Annotated in this window: 22 protein-coding genes; 15 read left to right on the top strand and 7 right to left on the bottom strand. The window is 64.9% G+C overall.

The genetic code is table 11. The features are described from left to right. Positions 1 to 184: 184 nt before the first annotated feature. Together AB0H36_RS11710 and AB0H36_RS11705 are read left to right on the top strand one after the other, a co-directional pair. Entirely contained in the window at positions 185 to 496 is a 312-nt protein-coding gene (locus AB0H36_RS11710; RefSeq protein ID WP_360520243.1) for a hypothetical protein, read from the top strand. Positions 497 to 553: 57 nt separating this feature from the next. Further along, on the top strand, positions 554 to 970 hold the full coding sequence (locus AB0H36_RS11705) for a hypothetical protein (RefSeq protein WP_360520241.1): 417 nt from the start codon (positions 554 to 556) through the stop codon (positions 968 to 970). 539 nt (positions 971 to 1,509) lie between these two features. Here the strand turns inward: AB0H36_RS11705 and AB0H36_RS11700 are convergent. Further along, on the bottom strand, positions 1,510 to 2,001 hold the full coding sequence (locus tag AB0H36_RS11700; RefSeq protein ID WP_360520239.1) for a DUF4231 domain-containing protein: 492 nt from the start codon (positions 1,999 to 2,001) through the stop codon (positions 1,510 to 1,512). Between the two features lie 441 nt (positions 2,002 to 2,442). Between AB0H36_RS11700 and AB0H36_RS11695 the strand changes: the two genes are divergently transcribed. Then, on the top strand, positions 2,443 to 3,678 hold the full coding sequence (locus AB0H36_RS11695) for a hypothetical protein (RefSeq protein ID WP_360520237.1): 1,236 nt from the start codon (positions 2,443 to 2,445) through the stop codon (positions 3,676 to 3,678). Between the two features lie 140 nt (positions 3,679 to 3,818). Here AB0H36_RS11695 and AB0H36_RS11690 read toward each other — a convergent pair whose 3' ends face one another. Beyond that, positions 3,819 to 4,295: an NUDIX domain-containing protein gene (locus AB0H36_RS11690; RefSeq protein WP_360520235.1), complete on the bottom strand. Its 477-nt coding sequence runs from the start codon at positions 4,293 to 4,295 to the stop codon at positions 3,819 to 3,821. A gap of 491 nt (positions 4,296 to 4,786) precedes the next feature. Then, positions 4,787 to 5,026, bottom strand: coding sequence for a VOC family protein (locus tag AB0H36_RS11685; protein WP_360520233.1), 240 nt, complete (start codon positions 5,024 to 5,026; stop codon positions 4,787 to 4,789). Between the two features lie 225 nt (positions 5,027 to 5,251). Between AB0H36_RS11685 and AB0H36_RS11680 the strand changes: the two genes are divergently transcribed. The 5 genes from AB0H36_RS11680 (at position 5,252) to AB0H36_RS11660 (ending at position 12,752) form a co-directional block, all read left to right on the top strand. Beyond that, entirely contained in the window at positions 5,252 to 6,484 is a 1,233-nt protein-coding gene (locus tag AB0H36_RS11680; protein ID WP_360520231.1) for a hypothetical protein, read from the top strand. Between the two features lie 42 nt (positions 6,485 to 6,526). Then, positions 6,527 to 7,852, top strand: a complete 1,326-nt coding sequence (locus AB0H36_RS11675; RefSeq protein WP_360520229.1) for a hypothetical protein — start codon at positions 6,527 to 6,529, stop codon at positions 7,850 to 7,852. Beyond that, entirely contained in the window at positions 7,849 to 8,616 is a 768-nt protein-coding gene (locus tag AB0H36_RS11670) for a hypothetical protein (RefSeq protein WP_360520227.1), read from the top strand. Before AB0H36_RS11675 ends, AB0H36_RS11670 begins: the two co-directional genes overlap by 4 nt. Before the next feature lie 103 nt (positions 8,617 to 8,719). Beyond that, positions 8,720 to 10,144 carry a WD40 repeat domain-containing protein gene (locus AB0H36_RS11665; protein ID WP_360520225.1) on the top strand — a complete coding sequence of 475 codons (1,425 nt, stop codon included), beginning with the start codon at positions 8,720 to 8,722 and terminating at the stop codon, positions 10,142 to 10,144. After that, on the top strand, positions 10,119 to 12,752 hold the full coding sequence (locus AB0H36_RS11660; RefSeq protein ID WP_360520224.1) for an AAA family ATPase: 2,634 nt from the start codon (positions 10,119 to 10,121) through the stop codon (positions 12,750 to 12,752). Before AB0H36_RS11665 ends, AB0H36_RS11660 begins: the two co-directional genes overlap by 26 nt. Here AB0H36_RS11660 and AB0H36_RS11655 read toward each other — a convergent pair. Then, a complete protein-coding gene (locus AB0H36_RS11655) occupies positions 12,737 to 13,375 on the bottom strand; it encodes a response regulator transcription factor (protein ID WP_360520222.1) in 639 nt (212 codons plus the stop codon). The two genes, AB0H36_RS11660 and AB0H36_RS11655, sit on opposite strands and share 16 nt — an antisense overlap. Positions 13,376 to 13,527: 152 nt before the next feature. Here AB0H36_RS11655 and AB0H36_RS11650 point away from each other — a divergent pair, with 152 nt between their 5' ends. After that, positions 13,528 to 13,797 carry a hypothetical protein gene (locus AB0H36_RS11650; protein ID WP_360520220.1) on the top strand — a complete coding sequence of 90 codons (270 nt, stop codon included), beginning with the start codon at positions 13,528 to 13,530 and terminating at the stop codon, positions 13,795 to 13,797. Positions 13,798 to 13,916: 119 nt separating this feature from the next. Further along, entirely contained in the window at positions 13,917 to 14,477 is a 561-nt protein-coding gene (locus AB0H36_RS11645) for a DUF4231 domain-containing protein (RefSeq protein ID WP_360520218.1), read from the top strand. A 1,480-nt stretch (positions 14,478 to 15,957) separates the two neighbouring features. On the opposite strand, the gene AB0H36_RS11640 is transcribed toward AB0H36_RS11645, so the two are convergent. Beyond that, a complete protein-coding gene (locus tag AB0H36_RS11640; protein ID WP_360520216.1) occupies positions 15,958 to 16,317 on the bottom strand; it encodes a hypothetical protein in 360 nt (119 codons plus the stop codon). Then, positions 16,314 to 17,759, bottom strand: a complete 1,446-nt coding sequence (locus AB0H36_RS11635; protein ID WP_360520214.1) for a hypothetical protein — start codon at positions 17,757 to 17,759, stop codon at positions 16,314 to 16,316. Before AB0H36_RS11635 ends, AB0H36_RS11640 begins: the two co-directional genes overlap by 4 nt. Positions 17,760 to 18,194: 435 nt before the next feature. On the opposite strand from AB0H36_RS11635, the gene AB0H36_RS11630 reads away from it, so the two are divergent. Further along, positions 18,195 to 18,509, top strand: a complete 315-nt coding sequence (locus tag AB0H36_RS11630; RefSeq protein ID WP_360520212.1) for a hypothetical protein — start codon at positions 18,195 to 18,197, stop codon at positions 18,507 to 18,509. A gap of 60 nt (positions 18,510 to 18,569) precedes the next feature. On the opposite strand, the gene AB0H36_RS11625 is transcribed toward AB0H36_RS11630, so the two are convergent. After that, entirely contained in the window at positions 18,570 to 19,958 is a 1,389-nt protein-coding gene (locus tag AB0H36_RS11625) for a DNA sulfur modification protein DndB (RefSeq protein ID WP_360520210.1), read from the bottom strand. A gap of 133 nt (positions 19,959 to 20,091) precedes the next feature. Between AB0H36_RS11625 and AB0H36_RS11620 the strand changes: the two genes are divergently transcribed. From AB0H36_RS11620 to AB0H36_RS11605, 4 genes are all read left to right on the top strand, one after another. Next, positions 20,092 to 20,820, top strand: coding sequence for a hypothetical protein (locus AB0H36_RS11620; protein ID WP_360520208.1), 729 nt, complete (start codon positions 20,092 to 20,094; stop codon positions 20,818 to 20,820). 186 nt (positions 20,821 to 21,006) lie between these two features. Next, entirely contained in the window at positions 21,007 to 21,219 is a 213-nt protein-coding gene (locus AB0H36_RS11615) for a hypothetical protein (RefSeq protein ID WP_360520206.1), read from the top strand. Between the two features lie 203 nt (positions 21,220 to 21,422). Continuing rightward, positions 21,423 to 21,614, top strand: coding sequence for a hypothetical protein (locus AB0H36_RS11610; RefSeq protein WP_360520204.1), 192 nt, complete (start codon positions 21,423 to 21,425; stop codon positions 21,612 to 21,614). A gap of 189 nt (positions 21,615 to 21,803) precedes the next feature. Next, on the top strand, positions 21,804 to 21,944 hold the full coding sequence (locus AB0H36_RS11605; protein ID WP_360520202.1) for a hypothetical protein: 141 nt from the start codon (positions 21,804 to 21,806) through the stop codon (positions 21,942 to 21,944). Positions 21,945 to 22,443: the final 499 nt, after the last annotated feature.

Genomic DNA, 22,443 nt, shown 5'->3' with positions numbered 1-22,443 from the left:
CAATGTCCAGGCAGGGATTCCGTGAAGGGAGTGCGGACGATGGTGTGGAACTCGCAGAAATGGCGAGCCGTGCTGTTCGATTTCATGGAGCGGGCGGGCTGGTCGGCCGGGGCAACTGTTCTTCGCGACTCTGCTTGCGGGGGGCACGTCGGCGTCAGTCGGGACTCTGCCATGGAAGTACGCGTTGACACTCGCCGCCAGTGGCGCGGTGTCAGCCATCCTTCTGACAGCACTGCAATATCTTCTCAAACTCACGGATCTGAGCTTTTGGCTCGATCTTGTCGTGCGGCTTGCCAAGACCTTCCTGGCGTCCTTGGCCGCGTCGATAGCTGCCGGCGCCGTTTTCGATGTGACGAAATTCGACTGGAGCACAGCCCTGAATGTTGCGGTTCTGGCGACACTGTCAGCCCTCGCAAAGGGATTGCTGGCCCGGCAGCCCGCCGCACCAAATCCGTCGACCCTCCCGATCACGACGTACAAGGAAGCGAACGGGTAGCCGCGGTCCCCGCTCGTCGATCAGTCTTATGCGCGACGCCCAAGGAAAGATATGGCAATGGCAGATTACCTTGCTGTAGGAGTTGCGGCCGCTGCGCTGCTGATCTCGCTGTGGCAGGTCGTCGGAGCCGCACGCGCGCAGAGACTGCGGCTCCTTCTGGGCGACCGGATCGCTGTCGCATTTCAGGCCGACCAGATCGCGGCCGGCAGGGCTCGATTCGTGTCGAAGAGTGTTGTCAGGGCGTTGGAGCCGTCTGATCGAGCTCGGCTACAAATCTATCGCGCATTGGATGAGATGAACCGTCGTCAGAGGGATTGCGCGCGAGATTTCAGGGCGACATTGATCATCGCTACCATACGCTATGCAACTGTACCGCGCGCTGACGCCTCGAGCGGAGAATCCGCGGTCGATCTCACGAACTTCACGAAGCGCCGCGACCAACTCGACGCGGCGCTTCCGTGGATCAAGACTTAGCCGCCCGACCGCGCGGAGTCAGCTTCGTGATTTGCGTCTGCAACTCCCGCAGCCAGACCCGATGCGCGGAAAGGACTTCTGTGTGGCGCGATGCATCGTCCGAGCTAGACGCTGGGTCGACGGCAAGGGGCCTGAGTGCGATGAGGTACCGCATGCAGGTTTTGATCATCTCTTCGCCTATGGCAACCTTCGAGCCAGGCAGACTCTGAATTGAGGCGACCAGTTCGTCACGCAAACTGTATACGCTATCGTGTGAACGCCGTTCACACTCCAAGTGGTGAGTTCGGTGTCGTTATACAGCTGCTTTCGCAGAACCAGGCCACGAAAAGCAGCCGTTGCGCTGTATTCTGCATCTCTTCGCCATCTCCAGGTCGCGACCAGCGTCAACCCCGCCGTCAGTGCCGAAATGATGCTGATGATCAAGGCGATGTATTCCATGAGGAAGTCAGCTTCCAGACGACTTGTGAAGCCTGAACATAGCACTACGAATACGCTCGTCCCAGCGCGACTGATTCGGCGCGAACTGCTCCGTGACGAACCTAAGCCTTAGCATCTGGTCCTACATCCCGTTGCGCTGAGGCCGCGGCGGTGCGCGTGCGTGCGGGTGACCTATGCGCCGTACGCTCGAATTCGGCGACCTCCCACTCGACCAGATCGGCGACGCCCTCGACAAGCTCGGCACAACTCAAGCTCTTGACGTTGAAGAGCGCGACCTCGGTCTTGATGTGCGCCAGAGTCCGGGCTCGTGGCGGTCCGGTGCGTTGCCATCCGAAGATGTGGCGCGCCCCGCCTGCAACCGCCGCGAGGGCGCCGAGAGTTGCTGCCAGCCAGGGAGCCCAACCAGCCGCGGTGGCGACGGGCACCGCCGCCGCGGCGCCGATGGCAATGATTTCCAACGTGTAGTTTCCGTTGCGGGCGACCATCGTCGCCTTGCTGTACCACTGCAACTCACCGCACACGTAGTGAGGGATCTCGCAGGCGACCTTCGGGTTCGTCCCGCGGTTACTGGAGGATCGCTCATCGGGGACCATTCCTCGATGACAGCACTGGCCGGCGTCCGCCGCCAGAGGCCGCCTCGATGGATGATGTGAATGCATTGATGCAGCGCCTGTTGTGCCAGATCGGGCTGTGCGAGGCAGGCCGTGGGCGGGCCTGGTTTGGTTCAAATGATTGAATGCCGATCGAATGCTTGCGCAGTTGCCTATGTCTAGGTACGAGCGGTTCTCGCAGTCACAGTTCTATTACCTGCAGGAATCAGGTAACGATGCGCTGACGCACCGCGATACATCGGTCAGGTAGCCGGCGCGGAAATCGGGTCAGTAGGTGGGCGGGGGAACATAACTGTGGGGGATCATCCGACTGACGGGCGGATCATGCCGGGAGCGCGGTACCCGGGGCAGGGCGGGACGCTGCCGGAATTCGCGGTCGGACGAAGGGGGATCGCGGAGGCGCTGCGACACTTTCTTCGTCCTATGAGGTGGATCTTCAATGTCTTCGCCTTCCTGGTGAACCCAGCACCTCGAGCCACCAGACGCGCGCGCCGCACTCTGGAACACTGGTATCGGGCCTGGCCCAGCTTCGAGCAGGCCTTCGCGATCAAGTACCCAGCGAGCGATCGCGGCGAGGTCAAGAATCATTACCTACGGTGCGCCAGGCAGGTCGCTGATGATCTGGTACGCCGTCAGGCCCGCACCGCGAGGAGCGCGGGATGTGCGGCGCTCGCGCTGACCTTGACCGGCTTGCTACCAGTGGCCTTCGGCGACGTAACACATCGGTCCTATCTCGTCCTGGGTTCCGCATGGCTCGCAATAGCCTCATCTGTGATCTGCGCGGCGCTTGCGCTCGGCGCGTTGCCCTCGTTCGCTGCGGTGGCGGCGGTGTTGTCCACACTCTTCGGGATTGCCGGTACGACCGGAGTCCTCCTCCTGCCACAGGGAGCAGGACCGGACGACCTGTCCACTCTGCTGGTGGGAGCCGGCCGCAGGCCCGCAGCGGTGTTACTCATCCTATTCGCCTTCTACGGCTACTTGATCGGTGCAGTCTTCGTGCTCGGCTTGATTCTGATTTCGGTGATGAATCGCCGCGCTGAGATGCGGATTCCGCATATCTACGCGTTGCACGAACTCGTTCGGGTTGTGGACTTTCTCTCCAGACCGGACCCGTTCATCAGCCACCGGAGTCGCTGCGCGATGGTCAAAGCCTTACATCGAGCCTCGCGCCTGACCCGATCTGGCCTGCCGGGTTCAATCACGCTGCCGAGTCCTGCGCAGCGAGCCATCTTCAGTGCGAGGTGCCAAGGCGCCGCCGACTCACTCGAGTCGATGGAGATCTGGGTCGCGCTGCCCAAGTCCGATACAGCAGTACACCTGTCCGCGATCTCCGTTGGTATTGGCGTCGTGCTCTTGTCCGGGCACTATGACGAGCTTCCAGAGCTGCACCTGCCGCCGCTGACGGGCGCTGAGCGCCTCATGGTCGCAAGTCAAGTCGCCAGGTCTCTACTGATCGGAGCGATTCCCTTGGTCGTCGTTGTGGCCCTGCGATGGTTCGGGATCCAGGTCGACGGCGCGTTGGGCAGCGGGCTGACGTTCTTCTGCATCGCCTGGTTTGCCGTGACATCGCTGTCGCTGCTCGACCCTCTGTTCAGTCAGAAACTGGCCATGGTGCGCGAGGTGATGGCCACCATCAGAACCCGAGCAGACGAGAAGTAGCCCATGTGCTTCAGCATCGACGAACGGCTCAGTGAGACTCTGACCCGCTATCCGCGTGACCACTTCGTCCACCGCTCGGTCTTGCGGACCGGCCCTGCGCTTCGGTTGGCGGTGCCGATGGTCCAGAGCCAACGGACCATCTAGTCGAAGTGCACCGTCGTGCCGGGCTTGAGGTAGTGATCGATGCGGCGGCGCATGGTGGGATTCATCTGGAGGCTGTCGAGCTGTTCTGGTCTGATCCAGCGGACCCGGGTGCTCTCACTGCTGGGCGTCGGGGCGCCGCCAGTGGCTCGGGCTCGGACGAGGATGGAGAACTCTTGGCGGGCTTCGCCGTTGCTGGTGTAGAGGATGATGTGTTTCGGGTCGGTGTAGATGCCGAGGACGTCGAGGACCTCGCAGTCGATGCCGGTTTCTTCTTTGGTTTCGCGTACGGCGGCCTGGGACATGGATTCGCCGAGGTCGATCGCGCCGCCAGGCAGCGCCCAGTTGCCGTTGTCGGAGCGTTCGATCAGAAGGATGTCGCCGGCGTCGTTCTCGACAACAACGTTGACGGACGAGACCATGCTGTTGGCAGCGGGTGCGTCCGGATCGTCGTAGTAGTCGATCCGCCCCGGCATCGGCCCTCCCGATGTAGTTGGCACCGGCAACTTGTCCCCGAAACGAACGAAGCGGCACCGGAGTGCCGCTTGGTCGAGGTGAAGCGAGTGTTTCAGTGTCCGAGGAGGAACACGCACCTTAACCACATGCTTGGAGCTGGGCGCATGAGCGGCCAGCCGAACCGGTGCCTGCAGACCTGCGCCCGAGACCGATCACCAAGTGCCGTTGGCTTTCCAGACGGGCCAGTCCTGCGGTGTTCGATACCGCGGTGCGCGTTGGCTCTCGACGTCGCGCGACGGTCTGTCCTGGTGGGGACAGCTCGTATGCGTCGCGTGAAGCGCAGCGGAGTGCGGCAGCGTCGGTGAACGAGTCTGGCACGTCACCAACGAGGCAGACTGAACCAGCTCGGGGTCCCGGTCGCGTGCGGCTGATCCCAGAGGGTTGCCGACTGCTGGTCGACCCCGACCATCGATCGCGCGGCGCGCCGTGTTCGCCGCTCGTCACCTGTGGGTCACGCGGTGCGACAAGGTCGAGCGGTACTCAGCGGGCGAGGGTTGCCGGCGGCCGCCAGCTTGCCGCGGAGCTCGTCGCTGCCGAGCATCAGATGCATCCCGTTGGGCAGGTCGCATCCGGCGCCTTCGTCCGGCCAATGCTCGTCCCGGACGAACTCGAGCCCGAGCCGCCGGTAGAACTCGATGGCAGCTGTCAAGTCGCTCACCGCGATGTCAAGCGCGTTCACGGTCGCAGGCATGGTCGTTCCCTCTCTCGATGAAGTCCTTCCACCAAGAAGACGATCGGCAGTCCGCCGAATACGACAGACCGCGCGGGTCGTCGACGAAGGTGCGGACAACGTGCGATGGCTGTGCGCTGCGATGGGCTTGCTGTTCGACGGCAGCCGCGAGACAGTCGACTGGCGTCTTCGTAGGGGTTCCGGAGACGGACGAGGCGCAGCGTCTGAAAGTCGAGGAGGGGACGGATGGGGCGAGTCGACGCGTTGGTGGTCACGGCGTTGCCGGAGGAGTTCGAGGCCGCCAAGGCGGTTGCTGGAGGTGGTGGCTGGAGCCTGCACGATGCGGGTGGGGCGGCGCCGTATGTCAGCGGTGAGGTCGAGACGTCATCGGGTGCGCTCGTCGTGGCGTTGGCTCGACCGTCGGCCATGAGCGGTCGTAGCACCACGCCGATCGTCACGGCGCTGGTTCAGTCGCTGAGGCCGAACTGTCTGGCAATGAGTGGTGTTTGCGCCGGGAACCCGGACAAGACCGCGCCGGGGGACGTGCTCATCGCATCGCCGGCCTACCAGTACGACGAAGGCAAGCAGAGGGGCGACGAGTTTCTCGGTGACCTCCAGCAGTTTCCGTTGGAGGATCGCTGGCTACGAGAGGTGCAGGACTACGACCCGGCACATCTGCCCAGCTACGGTCCGGCGACCGATGACGAAGCGACCATCTGGCTGCTCGAGCGGCTGCTGCTGATGCAGGAGCCGCGACAGCACCCGGCCCGGCCGAGGTACTTCCCCCGGGGAGCATGGGGCTCCCACGTCGGCGCGATCGAGGCCGAGGGTTTCATCATGCGGCGGCCGAACGGCGAGCCCGCCCTGACAGACGCAGGCCGGGCCTACATCGAACGGATCCGGTACGACGACGTCGACGGACCGGATCGACTGCCGTTCGCGGTGTTGCACGGTCCGATGGCCAGCGGAAACGCGGTGATGCAGGACCCCGAGATCTGGGGTCGTCTGCAGCGAATGGGAAGCCGCCGGATCCTCGGTCTGGAAATGGAAGCCGCGGCCGTCGCCACGGTCGCGCACCAACTCGCAGTGCCGCATTGGCTGATCGCGAAAGGCGTCATGGACAGTGCGGAACTGACGCGGGACGACCGTTTCAAGGAGTTCGCCGCCCGCGCATCGGCCGAGGTTCTCCTCGACCTGCTCGGACGCCTACTGGTGCCGCCTGCCCGTGAGCCGCGTGTGAGCCAACCAGGCACGGTCAAGCTCCAGATCCTCCGCCGCCTGGACTACGACTGGATCGATCTGGCCGATCATGTCGGCATCCCCGCCTTCCAACGTGCTCGTTTCGGCCCGGGCGAGGGGCCGCGGGGTGTGTGGGAGTGGCTCGAGGTACGAGAGCGGCTCGGCGACCTGCCAACGGCGTTGGCCGACATAGGCCGCGAGGATCTGGCGGACCTGTTCCGGCAGCAAGCGGCCGACTAGCCTGCTGCGGTGGGGCAATCATCACCAGAGCCGGTCCCTGGCATGGCCAAGATCGAGTTCGTCCGCCGTCTCGGCACCGACTGGCGTGACCTGGCGGATACCCTTGTCGCCCGGACAGACGAACAACAGCGGTTCAGCCGGGCGTCTGATCCTGGCCGTGCGATCTGGGACTGGCTCTCGGACCGCGAGCGACTAACTGAGCTACCGGACGCGTTGATCGCCATCGGCCGGGAGGATCTGGCCGACTTGCTCGGTGGCGGCGGGGGAGAGGTGGCCAGGCAGGCCATCGACTTCTCTGCGCTCATCAATGAGCGCACCGAGGACTTCGTCGGGAGAAGGCGGCTGGCCCGCGCCCTGTGGGACACCTTCGACGATCCGTCCTTCAGATCCGGATATCTGATCCTCAAGGGCGAGCCGGGGATCGGGAAAACCGCGTTGATGGCCAGCTTGGTGCAGCACCACGGGCTGGTTCATCACTTCAACAGCGCTATGACGGGGCTCGACTCCGCCGACCGATTCCTGCGGAATGTCTGCGCGCAGCTGATCGTCACCTATCGGCTGCCGTATCGACGGCTGCCGAACGATGTCGCTGCCGACAGCGCGACCTTACTCGGGTTACTCGGCGAGGCGGCCGGCAGCGGACGGGTGGTTGTCGCGGTCGACGCGGTGGACGAGGCGGCCGACCGCGGTTCCGGTGGCAACCGCCTGCTGCTGCCGCCCGCACTTCCACCGAACACCTACCTGCTCGTCAGCTTGCGCGACACCGAGGGAGTCCCGCTCTACGTCGACGAGAGGCGCGAGGTGACGATCGACGAGCGGGATCCGGAGAATCTCAGCGACGCACGCGAGTACATCGAAGCCTTCGTCCGTCGGCACCAGGCGATCATGGTGCCCCGGCTGGCCGAGCTCGCACTGGAAGAGGCCGAGCTGGTCGATGCATTGACCGAGCGCAGCGAAGGCAACTTCATGTACCTGCGAAGCGTCCTGCGTGGTGTCCGTGATCGCACGCTGGGTGGAGCTGGCCTCGATTCGCTCCCGCAGGGCTTGCAGGCGTATTACGCACACTTGGAGCGTCAGCTCGGCGTCGGCCACGACGCCGAACCGGGACGGCAGCTGAGGATCCTGGCCGTCCTGGCCACCTGGCCCGAGCCGTTGAGTGTGGACCGGCTGGCCCAGTTCGCCGGCGAGACGTCCGGCACGACCGCGGCCGTCGTACGGCGGTGGAGTGGATTCCTGAATCGGCTCGACGGCGACGTTCCTCGCTTTGCGCTCTACCACGCCAGTTTCCGCGACTTCCTGGCCGATCGGCTCGACCTCGGTGCGGTTCGAACGCAGATCGCGCTCAGCATCGAGCGCACGCTGCCATGAGTCGTCGCTGGGCCGACGTACCGACGGATGTCCTGGCTCACTACGTCCCGGCGGTGCTGGTGCCGAACCGCAACTACGTCCGGGTCCGCCAGCTGCTCACGTCGGTGGATTACCTGGACGAGAAGCTGCGCCGAGTCGGAATTCCGGCTGTACTCGACGACGTGCGTACGGCGCGCGGGCTGGCTCCCGACAAGGCGAGTGCCGACGAGCTGGTCCCGCTTGAGCTTGCGCTGACCGAGTCCGCGCAGATCGTGGAGGAGGATCCCGAGCAGCTCCGTGGTCAACTCCTGGCGCGGATTGGGCGCCCGGCCGAGCCGGACGTCGAGGCGCTGCTGGATCAGGCCGCAAGTTGGCGCGAACGCACCTGGTTGCGACCGCTCGGCAGCATCCAGAATCACGGCTACCTGGCTGCTCTCGGCCCGATGGCTGGCATGGTCGATGCGATTGCGGTGAGCGACGACGGGTCGGTTCTGCTGGTCGGCGACCGCAACGGCGGTCTCTCCGCGTGGGACCTGGCCGGCCGTGACCGGGTCTGGTCCGACCGGACTGATTGCGCGGTCAATGCGATCGCGTTCCGGCCCAACTCGTTCGAGGCCTTCGTGGCGCTGGACGATGGCGTCGTGGCGCGATGGTCGCCCGCTGATCGCAGGCTGCGCGTGTACGAAGAGCTCGAGGACTACGCGGTGACCGCGCTCACCGTCGGCGAAGAAATGCTGGTTTACAGCGGCGGTCCCGAGGTACGCGGTGGACGTGTTCGGCACTGACGGCGCCGTGTGGCGCTCGACTGCAGGGCAGGCGCTGGTCACCGCGGTCGCAATCACGGGCGATGGAACGCGATGCGTATCGGGCGCACGTGATGGCGAGCTGGTGCTGTGGCGCCTGGCCGACGGCAAGGAGTTGGCCCGCTACCCGTCACCGGTGGACCGAGTGCTGTGCCTGGCTGCGCTGCCGGCGTCCGGAGTAGTTGTTGCTGGAGGCAAGGACAAGCGGGTGGTGGCTGTCGATGTCGACACCGGCGCGACACGGATGCTTGGGCGACATCGCAACCAAGTGAGGGGGGTCGCGGCGTTCGACGACCGACATGTCGTCACCGGCTCGTACGACGGCCAGGTGCGGATCTGGGACGTCGAGTCATCGAGCCATCGCCGCGTCGGTATTCATAACGGCTGGTGCCTGGCGGTTGCCGCACCGCGCGGGGGCGGCGTCGTAGCGACCGGGTCCTCGGATCGCCGGTTGCGAATCTGGGACCCGGACGGCGCACCACCCGATCTCGACCGGAAGCGGTCCACCCGATCCCTCGTGGTGGTCGACGGCATCGCGTACGGCGGTACCAACCGGGCGGTGCATCGAGTCGACACCCGTACCGGCACTTCCCTGGCCCCGCTGATCGGGCATCGTGGCAACGTCGAGACCATGGTGGCGACCGCCTACGGCGTCGCTTCGGGGTCCGGCGACAAGACGATCCGCCGGTGGGATCCGGCACTCGACGAGTGTCTCGTGCTTCGTGGTCACGAGGCAGGGGTAGGCGCTCTGGCCGTCACCCCCGCGGGCACGGAGATCGTGTCGGTGTCGCACGACCGGACTTGGCGTCGTTGGGATGCCAGGACCGGGGAGGCGGGCCCGGTCGGTCAGGGCACCGAGCCGTACACCTCCGCGCTCGTGCTGAGCCCCGATGGCGAGTTCGTCGTCACGGCAACCATCGAGCACACCATCGAGGTGTGGGGGCGTGAGTCGGGCCGGCAGGTGGCTCGGTTGCCGGGACACACGGGCTATGTGGTGTCGCTCCTCGTCCCACCCGGTCATGGCCTGCTGGTTTCCGGCTCGTGGGACCGGACGATCCGCGTCTGGGATGTGCGTACTGGCGATCTGCACTGGACGCTGCGGTGCGAGGAATGGATCGTCGATCTGGCGATGACGACGGACGGTGCGCTCGCCGCGGCGTACTGCGCCGACGGCACGATTCTCCTGATCGACATCGCGCATCGCTCGCTGCGTGGCACACTCGACCTCGGACGACCCAGCTATGGCCGCCTCGTCCTTGGTGCCGACGACCGGACGATCTTCGCCATCAGTTCGTACGAGTTGCAGGCCTGGGACCTGGTCAGCGGGGACCGCCTCGCATCCTTCGACGCGGATCTTCCACTGCGTGAGATCGCACTGGCCGGACCCGACGACGTGGTCGTCGGCACCGATCTGGGCACCCTCGTCGCCCTGCGATTGGAGCGCGCTCTACCTTCGGCGCCGATAGGGCGGCACACTGTCGTTCGTGGGCGAGCAGGGGGGTTTCGGTGAGACCGCGGGCAGCGTGGATTCGGGCCAAGGCAGGATGAAGTGGGAGTTCATTCGTCGGCTGCTCAATGACTGGGAAGACCTCGCGGATGTGTTGGGGGTGAGCCTGGCCGACCGGTACAGGTTCGAGCGCGGCAACCAGCCCCGGCGACTGTGGGAGCACCTGGAGCGGCGGGGGGAGCTGAGCAAGCTTCCCGAGGCTCTGCGCGACATCGGCCGAGCCGATCTGATCGACCTGTTGTCCTACGATGGGACACCGGCCGATGATCGCCGCCCTGTCCGCGGCGGTCCCGCTCCAATCGATCGGAAATCGGAGAGTTCCCGGCTTCGCGCCGCTTTGCTGGGCGGTGACAAGCAAGTGATCCTCGTCCGCGGTGAGACCGGGATCGGGAAATCCGAACTGGTCGACTTCGTCGTCGACGAGCTGGAACACGAGCAGCCGGCGGGCGGGATCCGGATACGGAGTCACCAACTCGGGCCGGGGGCGCGGTTGACGACAGCTGCGATCGTCGAGGACATCGAGGGTGCCGCAGCGGGGACCCTGAAACTCAAGCGCGGTGAGTCGCTGACTGCCCGGTTGCAGCTGGCACTGGAGCAGTCGCTCGGCGAGCGTGTCGCCATTGTGGTCGATGGTGCGCAGTACCTGCTGGCAGGCGACACACGGACCGTGCCTCTCGACCTCGACGAAGCCTTGCAGGTGCTGTCCGAGCAACGCGGCCACAATGTGCGGGTCGTGCTGGTCTCGACCACCTTTCTGGAACCAGGGCCAGGCACCCGGTGGAAGACCGAGGTCGTGCCGTTGGACGGTCTCCCCGCAGAACACTTCGTCGCGCTCGTTCGCGAGCTGGACCGCGATGACGTCTCCGGTCTGGCCGGCCATCCGGACGACGTACTGAAGGATCTGGGCGATCTGCTCCACGGCAACCCGCGGCAGTTGAAGGTGCTGAACGCCCTGCTGAGCATGGGGACGGGGATCTCGCTCGGGGAGCTGACCGAGCAGTTGCGTCTGGTCAGTCCATCGCAGCTGGAGCGACGCCTGACAGACCAGCTCGTAGCGACACTGAAGGAAGAGCAACGTGACGTGCTGGAGGCCGTTTCTCTGTTCACGGTCCCAGTTCCGCCTGCTGTCGTCTCGTCGATGCTGGGCCCGCGCGGGACGCCCGAGATCATCCGCTGGCTGACGAGGAAGCACCTCGTGGCGCAGACCGGTGACGGCGCCGTCTTCCTCAGAACCGGGGAGGCCGCAATGGTTTTGAGAGCCTTGGCGGGACGTCACACCGAGGACGATCCAGACGAGCTGCTGCGCAGAGCGGCGAACGCGCTGTCGGACCACCGCGTTCCGGATCGCGAGGTCGAAAGTCTCGCCGATCTCGACCTGCATTTCGAAGAATTGCGGCTCTGGCTGGAATCCGGGTTCCCCGAACCGGCGTACGCGCGGATTGATGCGATTGATCAGATTCTCCAGCGGTGGAACCGCGGTGCGCTGCTGCTCGAGGCTCGCGAACGGGTTCGTGGACAGCTCGGACAACCATTCCGCGAAATGGCCAACTGCAATGCGCTCGGTGACATCTATGCCTCACAGGGCCTGATCAACGAGGCGATGACGGCCTTCGAAGACGCCCTCGAGTACGAGCGAAGCTGCGGTTGGCCGAGTGGCCGGCGCAAGATCATCGGCAATCTCGGATCACTGGCCTGGGAGGACAACGACCCTGTTGCCGCCGAGGTCCGCTACGCCGACGCGTTGGCGATGGCGCAGGAACACGGCGACGATCGCGATCAGATGTTTGCGCTGGAAGGTCTGGCCAACTGCCGTCGTTGGCGTGGCGCGTACCAGAGCGCTCTCGGCCTCGGCCGCAAGGCGCTGGAGGCGGCACAGCGGATCGGAAGTCCGAACGCGGTCGTGCTGGCGACCCGGCTCTCCCGGTGGCACACGGAGATCGGCGACTGGCGGACCGCCGATCGGTTGCTGACGGTGGCAGAGGAGGAGGCACGACCGCATCGCAACCGCGCGTTGTACGCACGGTGGCTGGACGGCCGCGCCGACTTCCTGCTCTCCCAGGGCGGGCGCGAGACCGAGGCGATCGAACAGGCCGTCACCGCGGCGAACGCGGCATTGGACGTCGGCGATCCGATCACGCTGATGCAGGCGCAGACCACGCTGGGCGCGGCGTACCTCGAGAACGGCGACCTGGTGGCGGCGGCTCGGGAGATCCGTGCCGCGGCGCGCTATCGCCGGACCGGCAGATCCCTGATCATCCTCGTCTTCGAGGCGATCCTGGAACTCCGCATCGACCCGGGCATGGCGCGCGAGCGATTCCTCGAACTCGAACGCGAGGCGGTCGGCCGGATCGGCGCCGAGGGACACGAGCGTCCTGATTTCACCGCCTGGGATCTCCGAGCGGTCGCGGTGTGCGGCCTGCAGGAGGGTGACTTCCGCGCAACCGCCACGGAGTACTTCACCCGTGCGCGCTGTGGATCCGACCTCCCGGTACCGGGACTCACTGCGCGCCTCGCCTTCATCCTCGAGCAGATCGCGCAGTACGGCGGTGCCGAACTCGACCCGGTCATCGCCGCCGCGACCAGACCGTGTGGCGTTCAGCCGCTTGCTTGATCTGTGTCGCTCGATGCCCTCAGCCAGCCAAGTTCGGAGGCCCGGACGATCGCTTCGGTCCGGCTGCGCGCGCCCAGCTTTCGGTACAGCGCATTGAGCAGCCGGAACATCGCCCGCTCGGAGTACCCGGCGCGGAGAGCCAATCGTGCGACCGTGCGGCCCGCGGCGAGGTCACGGAGCCAGGAGATCTCATCCGACGAGAGCGACGGCCCTGTCGCCGGTGGAGTGGCAGTCGCTGTCACCAATGCCCGACAGACCGCGGCAGGTAGAACCGCCTGACCGTCCTCGGTTGCCAGCACCGTTCGTTTGAGTACGTCGGCCGAAGCCGCGCGCGCCACGACCGAGCGCGCGCCGACCTGGATCGCCCGCGTACCTGTCTCCACCGACTCGTCACTGGTCAGCGCGATGACGATGCACTCGGGGTTGGCGGACACGACACCATCCAGCATCAGCCAGTCATCAGGCGCACTGAGGCTGAGCAGAACCAGGCCTCTTGTTCGCAACCGGGCCCAGCGCACGACATCGTCGGGTGTCTCGACTCGATAGCCGGCTCCAGCGAGTGTCGCTGCCACGCCGGCTCGGAACAACGGCAGCGGATCGACAACCGCGACATCGCCGCTCACCGTAGCCGCCGCTCCCTTCACCTGCCGATACCCGTACCGGCGGCAGCGGCAGGCTATCAAGGCGGAGCCCTGCCAAACGCAGTCATGGACCCGCCACGCCGCGTGCGTCTAGCGTCGATGGGGCGGCAGCCCTGCGAGCGGTGGAGCGGGACATGATCTACGACGATAACCGGGACCGGCCACCCTTCAATCCGATCTGGCTCGCGGACGAGCCCGCGAACAGCGCGGCCGGCCTGCCGTACGACGAGGTACGGAGCGTCGTGGAACGGCTCGCCACCGAGCATCCCAACTGGGAACCGGCCCAGATCAAGCTCGAGATCGAACGACCGCCCCGAGGCGTGGACTACGGCCTTCCGCGCGGTGTTCGGATCTCGGAGCAGGCGATCCGGAGAGTCGTCAGTCAGCTTCGCCAGCGCCGCTGAGCAGCACGCCGTACTCCTTGCTGTCCGTTCGCGGTCCGGTGACACTTGGATCGGCACCCTGCCGATTTCGTCCTGACCGTCACGCGGTCGAAGCGCGCGCCAGATGCGAGGTCCAGCGAATGTCCCTGGATGAGTCGAGTGCCGTCAACCTGACGGAACGGATCGCCTTTCTGACGGCGGAACTGGACCGCCAGCAGCTGCGCTTCGCCCGCCGGCGCAGGCGCGACAAGCGCAAGGCGTTCGCACTGCAGATGGCAACCGTGACGTTGTCGGCAACCATCACCGTGCTGCTGGGACTTCGGGTCGCGGGTACGGCGCAACAGTTGCTCACCAACATCGCGCTGGTGCTGGGCGCTTTCGTCACGGTGCTGGCCGCGATGGAGGCGTTTTTCGATCACCGAGGGCTCTGGGTGGGCCGTACCGTGACCGTCCGCCGTTTGGAGGCCTTGCGTCGTCAGGCTGAATATCGTCTGATCGGTGGTTCCGAGGATGAGGTGACTCTGGCTCTGCTGGATGAGCTGCTGGCCGAGCTGGACAAGATCATCGCGGACGACCAGCGAGCGTGGTTACGGCTCCGCTCTGCGGGGCTCCAGCCAACAGAGGCAACCGGCGACGAACAAGGGCGCGAACCTAGGCCGGAGGGACGCTTGAAGGAACAGGACTCGGTCAGCCGTATCTGACGTCCAGTCGAACGGTCCGCCGATTGCAGTGCGCAGTTCGTTGCCTGGCAACACCGGCCTCCTCCTCACGGCACCTGCCCACGACCAGACGTCCGGCAAGTCGGCATCGGCGAAGACGAACCGGCAGGCCGGTGCGGTTCCGGCGCCTAGCCACGGATGTTGACAGCGCGTGCGGCTGGCAGATCTCACGAAACGGCGGATGGATTGGGGATGGGGCAGTATGAGAACCGCCTCGGGGATGAGGTTGATGACGTCGTCCGCCGAGAGCTCACGGGAGGTGGTGCGTCGGACGAGGTGTCAGACACGGGAACCCAGCATCGCCAGCAGGGTCCAGACGAAGAGTGTCGCGCAGGGCCCCCGTACATGGCGGCCTCTCAGATGACCTCCCGGCCACCGGCGACACGCTCTGCGAGCTGGGGTCGGACAGTGCGGGGCATCGCCACTGGTCGCAAGCCGGGCGCAGTGAACAGCTGAAGGCGGAAGATGATCGGTCCATTGAAGGCAGCAGGAGGTACTTGGAGCATGTGTTGGTCCAGTACTCGATCGCGTATGCCGTACTGCGCCTCGGAATCTTCTATGTCTCATGGTATGGGGGCCTCTGGACATTCCTCTGTCGCGACTCCAGCTCTACGGCTCGCGGTGACTCCATGTGCGCAGAAGCCGGCCGTCGGATCCTCGCCACGTGTGTAATGGTCCGGACGTTGCTGCCGGTGGTGGTGTGGGGACCACGGTCGTTTGTGCGGTCGACGGAGCGATTCTCGGGGTGGCGTGCACGATCGCAACTACCAGTATGAGTGGTGCTAGTAGGCCGATCCCGAGGCTGCCGATGATGATCAGCGGCGGGCTAGCGTGCTCATTGCTCCAGTACTTGTCGGGCAGGCTGATGAACAAGCCTGCGGAGACCGGCGCGCAGATGCCGTAGATCAGGGCACCGTAGACGGCGAAGTTGAGGATGCGGTCTGCCGAAACCCCATTGGCCGGTATCGGATCGGGGCGACTCCACCGGCGACGGCAGCAACGAGGATTACCAGCAAGGCAGGCGGGCGCGAGGTATCACGGTGTGCTCCGGTTCGTTGCGACGTCGAGGTAGTCGTTGGCTGTGATGCCGAGCAGGAGCATGATCCTCATCACGACGCCCAAAGTCATCACGGTGGCCAGGCTGTCGAGTGCGAGCCCATCGATGCCGTTGTGTGCTCTGGATCGAGGTCCTTGACGGGTGCGGCAAAGAGGCAGCAGACACTGGTGATGCGGGCGAATCTTCCGAGGGCAAGGTCGCCCGACGCGGTCATGTCCTCGGCCCAGACTCGTTTGCAGAACGGGTCGGTGGATCCGCCGCTGACCAGGCTGAACAGGTAGCTGCAGAATCCGAGGACAACGAGGGTTGCTGAGAACAGGCCGATTGCCTGGGTGTTGCGGCTACGTTCTTGCGGTCGACCAGCAGGACGATGCCGGTGAAGACGAATCTGGGCCCGAGAGTGCGTCAGGCTGGGGTGACGCCAGCGCAGAATGCCCCGAGGCCGAGGCGGCTGACCAGGACGGCGATGACTGCCGCATTAGGTGTGCTCTCGCCCAGGTCCTGGAGGATCTCGAAGAGGGCGGCTGCCTCGGCGGCGGCGTCGCCCGATGAGGTGATTGCTAAGCCTCGGAGTCGCGGGTGCAGGCAGAGCTTCTGTTGGAGTTGGCGGCGCTTGTTGTTGAACCAGGTGAGACCGAACTTGCGGTACTTGTCGTCGTCGCCGGTACCGATGCCCAGGCCGTCGCCGAGGAGTTCGTAACCGAGAACGATGTAGAGCTCGTCGTCGGTCTTGTTGAGGTAATCGGCGAGGATGTTGTTAGTCACTGGTGTGTACGTCCTTCGAGGTGTGGTGCGACGGCGGTTGCGGCCGCGAGGGCGAACATCGTTGCGGTGTCAGCGTCGAGATCGGTCTGGCTCTTAAGGCCGGACCTGACGGAGTTCAGTAGGGAATGGAAGCTGAGGGAGCGGTTCGTCTCGAGGATTTGGGTGGTAGTCGCAGCAGAAACCCCCCAGGCGGCAAGAGCTTCTGCCGGTCGTCCTGCCAAGGCCAATTCGCCGCCAGGGCTGAGTCGAGTGCCCTGCAGTTCGTCCAGTTCAGGGAAATTGCCGACCAGGACGCTCGCCTCGGTGCACTGGACCTTGTCGTAGGTGTGCACGGCCTGCAGGTAGCTGCGGTCGAGTGGTGAATCAATGCGAGGGTTCGAGTAGATCGAGTTCAGGTCGATGCTGGTTGCCGCCGGATTGAAGGCTGCGGCGCTGTCGGTGGCCGCGACCACTTGATGGAGCCAGAGTTCGGAGAACTGTTGATCAGAAGGAGGGAACTGGGACAGTAGAGCCGCTGCCCTGACCTGCGCGGGCGGATGGGTGGAGCCGCGGCGAATGAACATGGCACGTTCGGCAGCGTGAACGGTGACGATGCTCACCAGAGCAGCTGTGAGCAGTAGCGCGGGTGGGAGATCGAGGTCGGAGCCGTCGAGATGTTTCTCGGTGGAGTTGAGGAGTATTTCCAAGGCGAGCTTGTCGGCATCGAGTTCGAGTTGCTGGTCCGGCGAGCAGGCTGGGAGATCGGCGAGAGCGGAGAAGGAACTGACCGGAGCTGAGTGGCCCAGCACGTGGTGCGCCAGCTCGTGCGCGATGACGAACTTGGTGGCGATCAGGCTTACGAGCATACCGATCCCCGCAGGATCGGAGTCCAGCTCGAGCCCGAGCTTTGCTGCTGTTCCACCCACCCGCTGATGAATGTTGTGGTAACGGAGTAGCGCGACCAAGGGATCGGTGGACACCGGAAGCTTCTTGGTGACCGCCATCTTGAGGCTTCTCCAAGCTGTGATGACAGCTGGGCCGCTGCCGACACGAGCGAAGAGCTCACCGACGAAGCTGCTGAGCAGACCCGTGAGAGTGAGGATCGAGTCCGAGACCAGGATCAGACCCGATCCGTCCGGGAACCGTCGCATCTCGGCACTGACATCGTCCTGCAGGGTGCTGCCGATGCAGACGGAGGCAAGCGTCAGTTCGTCATAACCTGCTCTGTGCAGTGTTTCGAGCAAGTTGTTCGCACAGTGACCAACGAGCGCGGTCGCGGGGTCGGCGCCGAGCGCGACTGCGTCGGAGGCCTCGAACTCGAGCCGATTGCGCTTGAGTTGGTCGGCGCCGCCATGATCGCCGCGCTCAGCGAGCTTCTGCAGGATCTCTTCGTGCTGAGCTGCACGATCGGGCTGGATCTGCTCGTACTTGCGGTGCGCGAGCGTGTCGCGTGCCGGGCTCATGGCCGCCCCCATCAATAGGATTTACTCCCACATCGGTCCAGGGCTCCCGGCGTTACGGTGACTTCTGTTCAATGTCCTTGGCTTGGTCGATAGCGGCCCGTCTATTGCCATACTCCGCGCCACCCGGCCGAGCAGCTCTTCAGGTATTTGCAGATCGATTACCGTGCGACACCATGGGTCGTGACCTTAGGGGTGAACCGCTATGAGTGTCGAAGAGATAGCCGCGATGTCTGTCCGGGTCCCTTCGACTCAGCCCGGCGGAGGGCACAACGGTTCAGGTGGCCTGGTATTCGGCCGGCTTCATGACGGTCGGTCGACAGCTCCGCTCACTTAAACAATCAATTTACAGGGGTTGATGCTTCCGAGGCCCTGACGCGCGTCACTCCGACATGCCGACGAACGGCCGAGGATCGGCCTTCTCGGTAAGGTGACTGAGTGTCGCCGAGTAAGCCTAAAACCGCCGTGACAGCCGCCGCCGTCGTGGCGACAACTCCACAGCCGGATGACGCGGGAGCCCAGACAGCCGACCGGTTCGAGTGGCAGGCGGCAATGGAACTGGCCCCGGATATGGTGGTGGCAGCCAAGCTGCCGCCCAAGCTGTCCGAAAGTGACGCGGGACCCCTGGATTGCAGGCGCTTTGACGATGCCTACATGCTGATCGCGGAGCCGATCGTCGCTGTCGAGCAACGGATCGTTGTCGGGATCAGGATGGTCGGCGTCGAGCTCCCAGTCGGCGTCGCAGTGGGTTGAAGTTGGGGACGACGTAGGTCATCAACGGGGTCTCGGCCTCGCCATGCTGGGTGGTCGTCACTAGACGGCGTCCGACCTGGCGGTTGTGCCGTCCTGGAGTCCGCGGACGCGGCGGCCGACGGGCGAGTCGGGGTCGGTTAACGCGCGGACTGCATTCGCGCCGATCTCCTTCGCGGAAGCGGCCACCAACACGAACTCGTCGGGGATTCGCCTTTCAACGGTCTTACCGTCGACCTTCACTTTCCGCTTCGCCGGATTCACCTTGCCTGCGATGCCCTGCCAGTCGGGATTGACGTTCCAGTTGATGCCCCGCAGTGAAGCGAGGTGCTGCTCCTGGCGCGAATGGTTCGGCGCGACCCAGTCGTGGCCCATCACCCCGAGCGCAACCTTGATCGGCATCGACTTCAGGACTCGGTCGGGGTCCGTGAAGATGGCCCCGGACCGGTTGCCGTCGTCCAGTGTCGGCATCTCGAAGTGGTCCAAGATCGTGCCGAACCACTCGACGCCGGCCTTGACAACCTGTGCGTACTGCACGTCGTCCTTCAACGCGTCGTCGTACGAGATGGTCGAGGTGGCTTTGCTGTACGAGCCGAGCCCCAAGGCGCGAGTCATCGTGATTGCCTGTCCGACCAGCAGATGCTTGTTCTCAGCCATCGCGACCGCAGTGACCTGCCGTCCCGAGCCCACCAGTGGCATCCTCAACTCCGCGAAGATCTCCTTCGCGGCGCGGGCCCACGGGTCGCGGATGTTGAGGGAGTCGACCTCGTTGCGGGTAAGGGTGACGCCCTTTCCGTTCAGATCGGCGAACATCTGCCCCATCGCTGCCACCGGGATGCCGTGGATGATCTCCACGGTGACCAACTCCTGCTTGAGCTTCTCGCGGCGCGATCCCGAGAGCTTCGAGGTCGGAGACAGCGAGATCTCGATGCCGAGATGACGGGACTCACCGTCCGCGAGCATGAACTTCCGCGAGGTGTCGAGCTCGTAGACGTAGTACTCACCGCCCATGGATGCGTCGACGCTGGTGTTGCGTTCACCCGTTAGTTGCTCCGGACTGTAGAGGACAAAAGCGGGCAGCGTCGCGGTGAGCGGCGGACTGTCGAGGAATGGGCCTTGGATGTAGTCGACAAGCCCCTTGGTCGCGTTGACGTACTTGCGCGTCGGGGACCAGCCAATCGGCTCGCGGTGCGTACGCGTACGCCCCGTCTGAGGATCTACGCCTCTTACACCCTTCATCGCGCGGGCGAAGAACGTGCGTTGGATGGTGCCTCGGGCCGGGGCAAGCTCCTGTACTCGTTGGGTCAGGTGGTCGAACCGGTCGCCCTGCTTCTCCTTCGGCTCGAAAGCCATACCGGAGATGGTGATGTCCATCAGCAGAGAAATGGGGATGACCGTGGTGAGGCGGTTGGGGCCGAGACTGATCGCTCCGACGCGGGTGGTGATGGCCATGGGATGGTCACGCTTTCTCGAGCACGTACGCGAGGTGGAACTTACTCGAGGCTATTCGAACCTTGACCTCGAGGCAACATGCTTCTTACTCTAGATTTCGCCAGCGGCCAGGTCCACTTTCGGGAGTTCAAGAATGACCCTGCTCGACGACGTGCTCGCGGGGGCTACCGGAGACGCCCGGATCGCCAGCGTCCTCCGTCAGCTCAAGATCCTCGCGGCACGGACAGGCACCGGCCCGCTCGAAGACTGGATCGGCCACGAACTTGGTGGCTACGCGGAGGATGCCGAGCTGCCGTCGTACCGCGGACCGTTCGTTGTCCCTGTGCTCGGACACTTCTTCGGCCCGTTCCGGAGCCAGCTGCGGAACGTCCCGATTGCGCGTGCCAGTTTCGCCAAGGAGCTCGACGCGGATCACCTGTTCGAGGTGCGGCTGCGGGAGCCGGTCGCACGCCTCGAAAGCATGGCGGCGCAGGACGGGGCGACTCTCGCCTGGTCCGGCGACACGATCAACCTGTTCAACTGGGGCCTGGACAACGGCCGGATCCAGGCTCCGCTGAACGACGGCTATGTGCTCGGCCAGGCGATGATGCCGATCGCGCGAGACGTGTACGTCGGCGCACTCGAGGGCGTCCGCAACAGAGTCCTCGACCTGGCCCTTCAGTTGGAGAAAGTAGTTCCGGCCGCGGGACAGGCCGCTACGACGCAGAACGAACAAGCTTTGGCCGGCATGATCATCAACAATCACTTCCACGCCAGCTCGAACATCGCGATCGCCAGCACCGGCGTCAAGCAGTCGGTCAAGCCGCCCGGCGAGGGCGATGTCGAGGGCCTGATCGCCTTCCTGCGGGAGATGGGTTTGTAGCCGGATTCGCTGGCCGAACTGCGAGCGGCCGCGAAGAGTGATGAGGAGGACCGCGGCGAAGGCCCCGGCCGCTGGAAGCGGGTACGGCAGTGGTTCGCGAGGGTTGCCACGGACGCAGGATCGGAAGCCGTCGGAGGAGCCGTGGCGGCGGCCGCGATCGGCTTCCTCGGCGGCTGAAACGGCTGCGTGGCGTCGTGGCAGCCGGCTTTCGACCTCCGCGCCGATCACGAGGCCCAGTTCATGCAGGCCGCGGCGGCTGGTGCCGTCAGCACCTTGCTCGGGTCCGCGGTTGTCGTCCGGGAGGTCTGGCCTGCTGAGGTGGCTGTGGATCCGTTCCTCTACCGCGCGGTGGCTCCGCAGAAGAGGTCAGTGACGCGGCAGTTCCGTTGCACGGCCTGAGCAGGACTCGCAGGGCGCTGGCGCAGGTGAATGGCGCGGCGGGGACGTGCGGCAACGACAGCGCTCCTGCGGCCGATGGCGGCGGTCCTCGACGACGCGTCGTACCTGCCGGACATCAACTCGGCGGACGACGGGTCGCTGCTGCCGAGGCGTTCTACGACAGCGCTCGGAGTGTGCCCTTCAATCTCTAGCGGAACCGGCAGGTGTCGCTGCATGCCATGCTGGTGTTCTCCCATGCTCGCTCGCTGCTCGAGGCCGTGATGGCGACGTACGACCAGAAGGGATGCGAAGTCATCGCGATCTGCGCGGCCCGCATCCTGCTCGATGAAGCTGCCTGTGTCGCGTGGCGTTTCTCCGCGCCGCCGGGTGGCTTCGAGGCGCGGGCGACGCGGTAGTTCGACGAGTTCCGGTACAAGCTCAAGCGGACGATCGACACGCTAGCCGGCAGCGGTATCCCCAGAGCCGTTGCCGAACGGTTGCTGACCCTGCCCGGCGATGTACAGTACGACGTACCGCTGGACCAGATCCCCAAGAATCGTGAGCGCCTACCCTCCGTGAGCAGCATGCTCCGGGATCTTGGAGCGATGCACTACGAATCTGGCTGGCTGCACGTTGCCTACGCGCTGTTGAGTCAGATCACCCGAAACACGCCGCTCGGCTACCTGCACCTGATCCGTGCACGTCCGGTGTGGGGTACTGACGTCAGCTCCGAGATCTCGCGTTGACCCTCGACGTGGCCTGCCTCACCGGCGCCCACCTGATCGGACACGGTGCCTCGCTGAGAGACCTCAAAGAGCAAGCGCGCAATCCGCCGCCCACGCCCGGCAGACATCTCCCTCGTCATTCCGATCGAAGGTGTTGCGACAAGCCATCGAACCCAACGACGCCCAATGCTCCACTTTCACCAATCGTTGACACCATCGTCCTGGACGGGAAGTACCGGAGTCCGGGATTCGCTGTTCCAGGTTCAGACCGGTAGGTCGGGCTGCGAGACTGGTGCAACAACAAGGCAGCGTCAGTCGGGCTGACTGACGCTATGAGGCAATTTCAAGAGATCAAGGGTTCAAGTCCCTGGGGACATGAACCCCCACGTGTCCGAGGCCGGACACGCACCTTAACCACACACCTCTGTCAACGGCAGCCGAAAACTGACCAGCTTGCGGCAACTGAATGTTGACCATCTTCTGGTTCATGGTTCGTCGGTCGGGGCGGTGGGGACGCGGC

Source organism: Kribbella sp. NPDC050820, from assembly GCF_040653975.1.
Lineage (GTDB): Bacteria > Actinomycetota > Actinomycetes > Propionibacteriales > Kribbellaceae > Kribbella.
The sequence above is the reverse complement of the archived record's forward strand: the minus strand, read 5'-3'. Positions and strand labels throughout refer to the sequence as shown.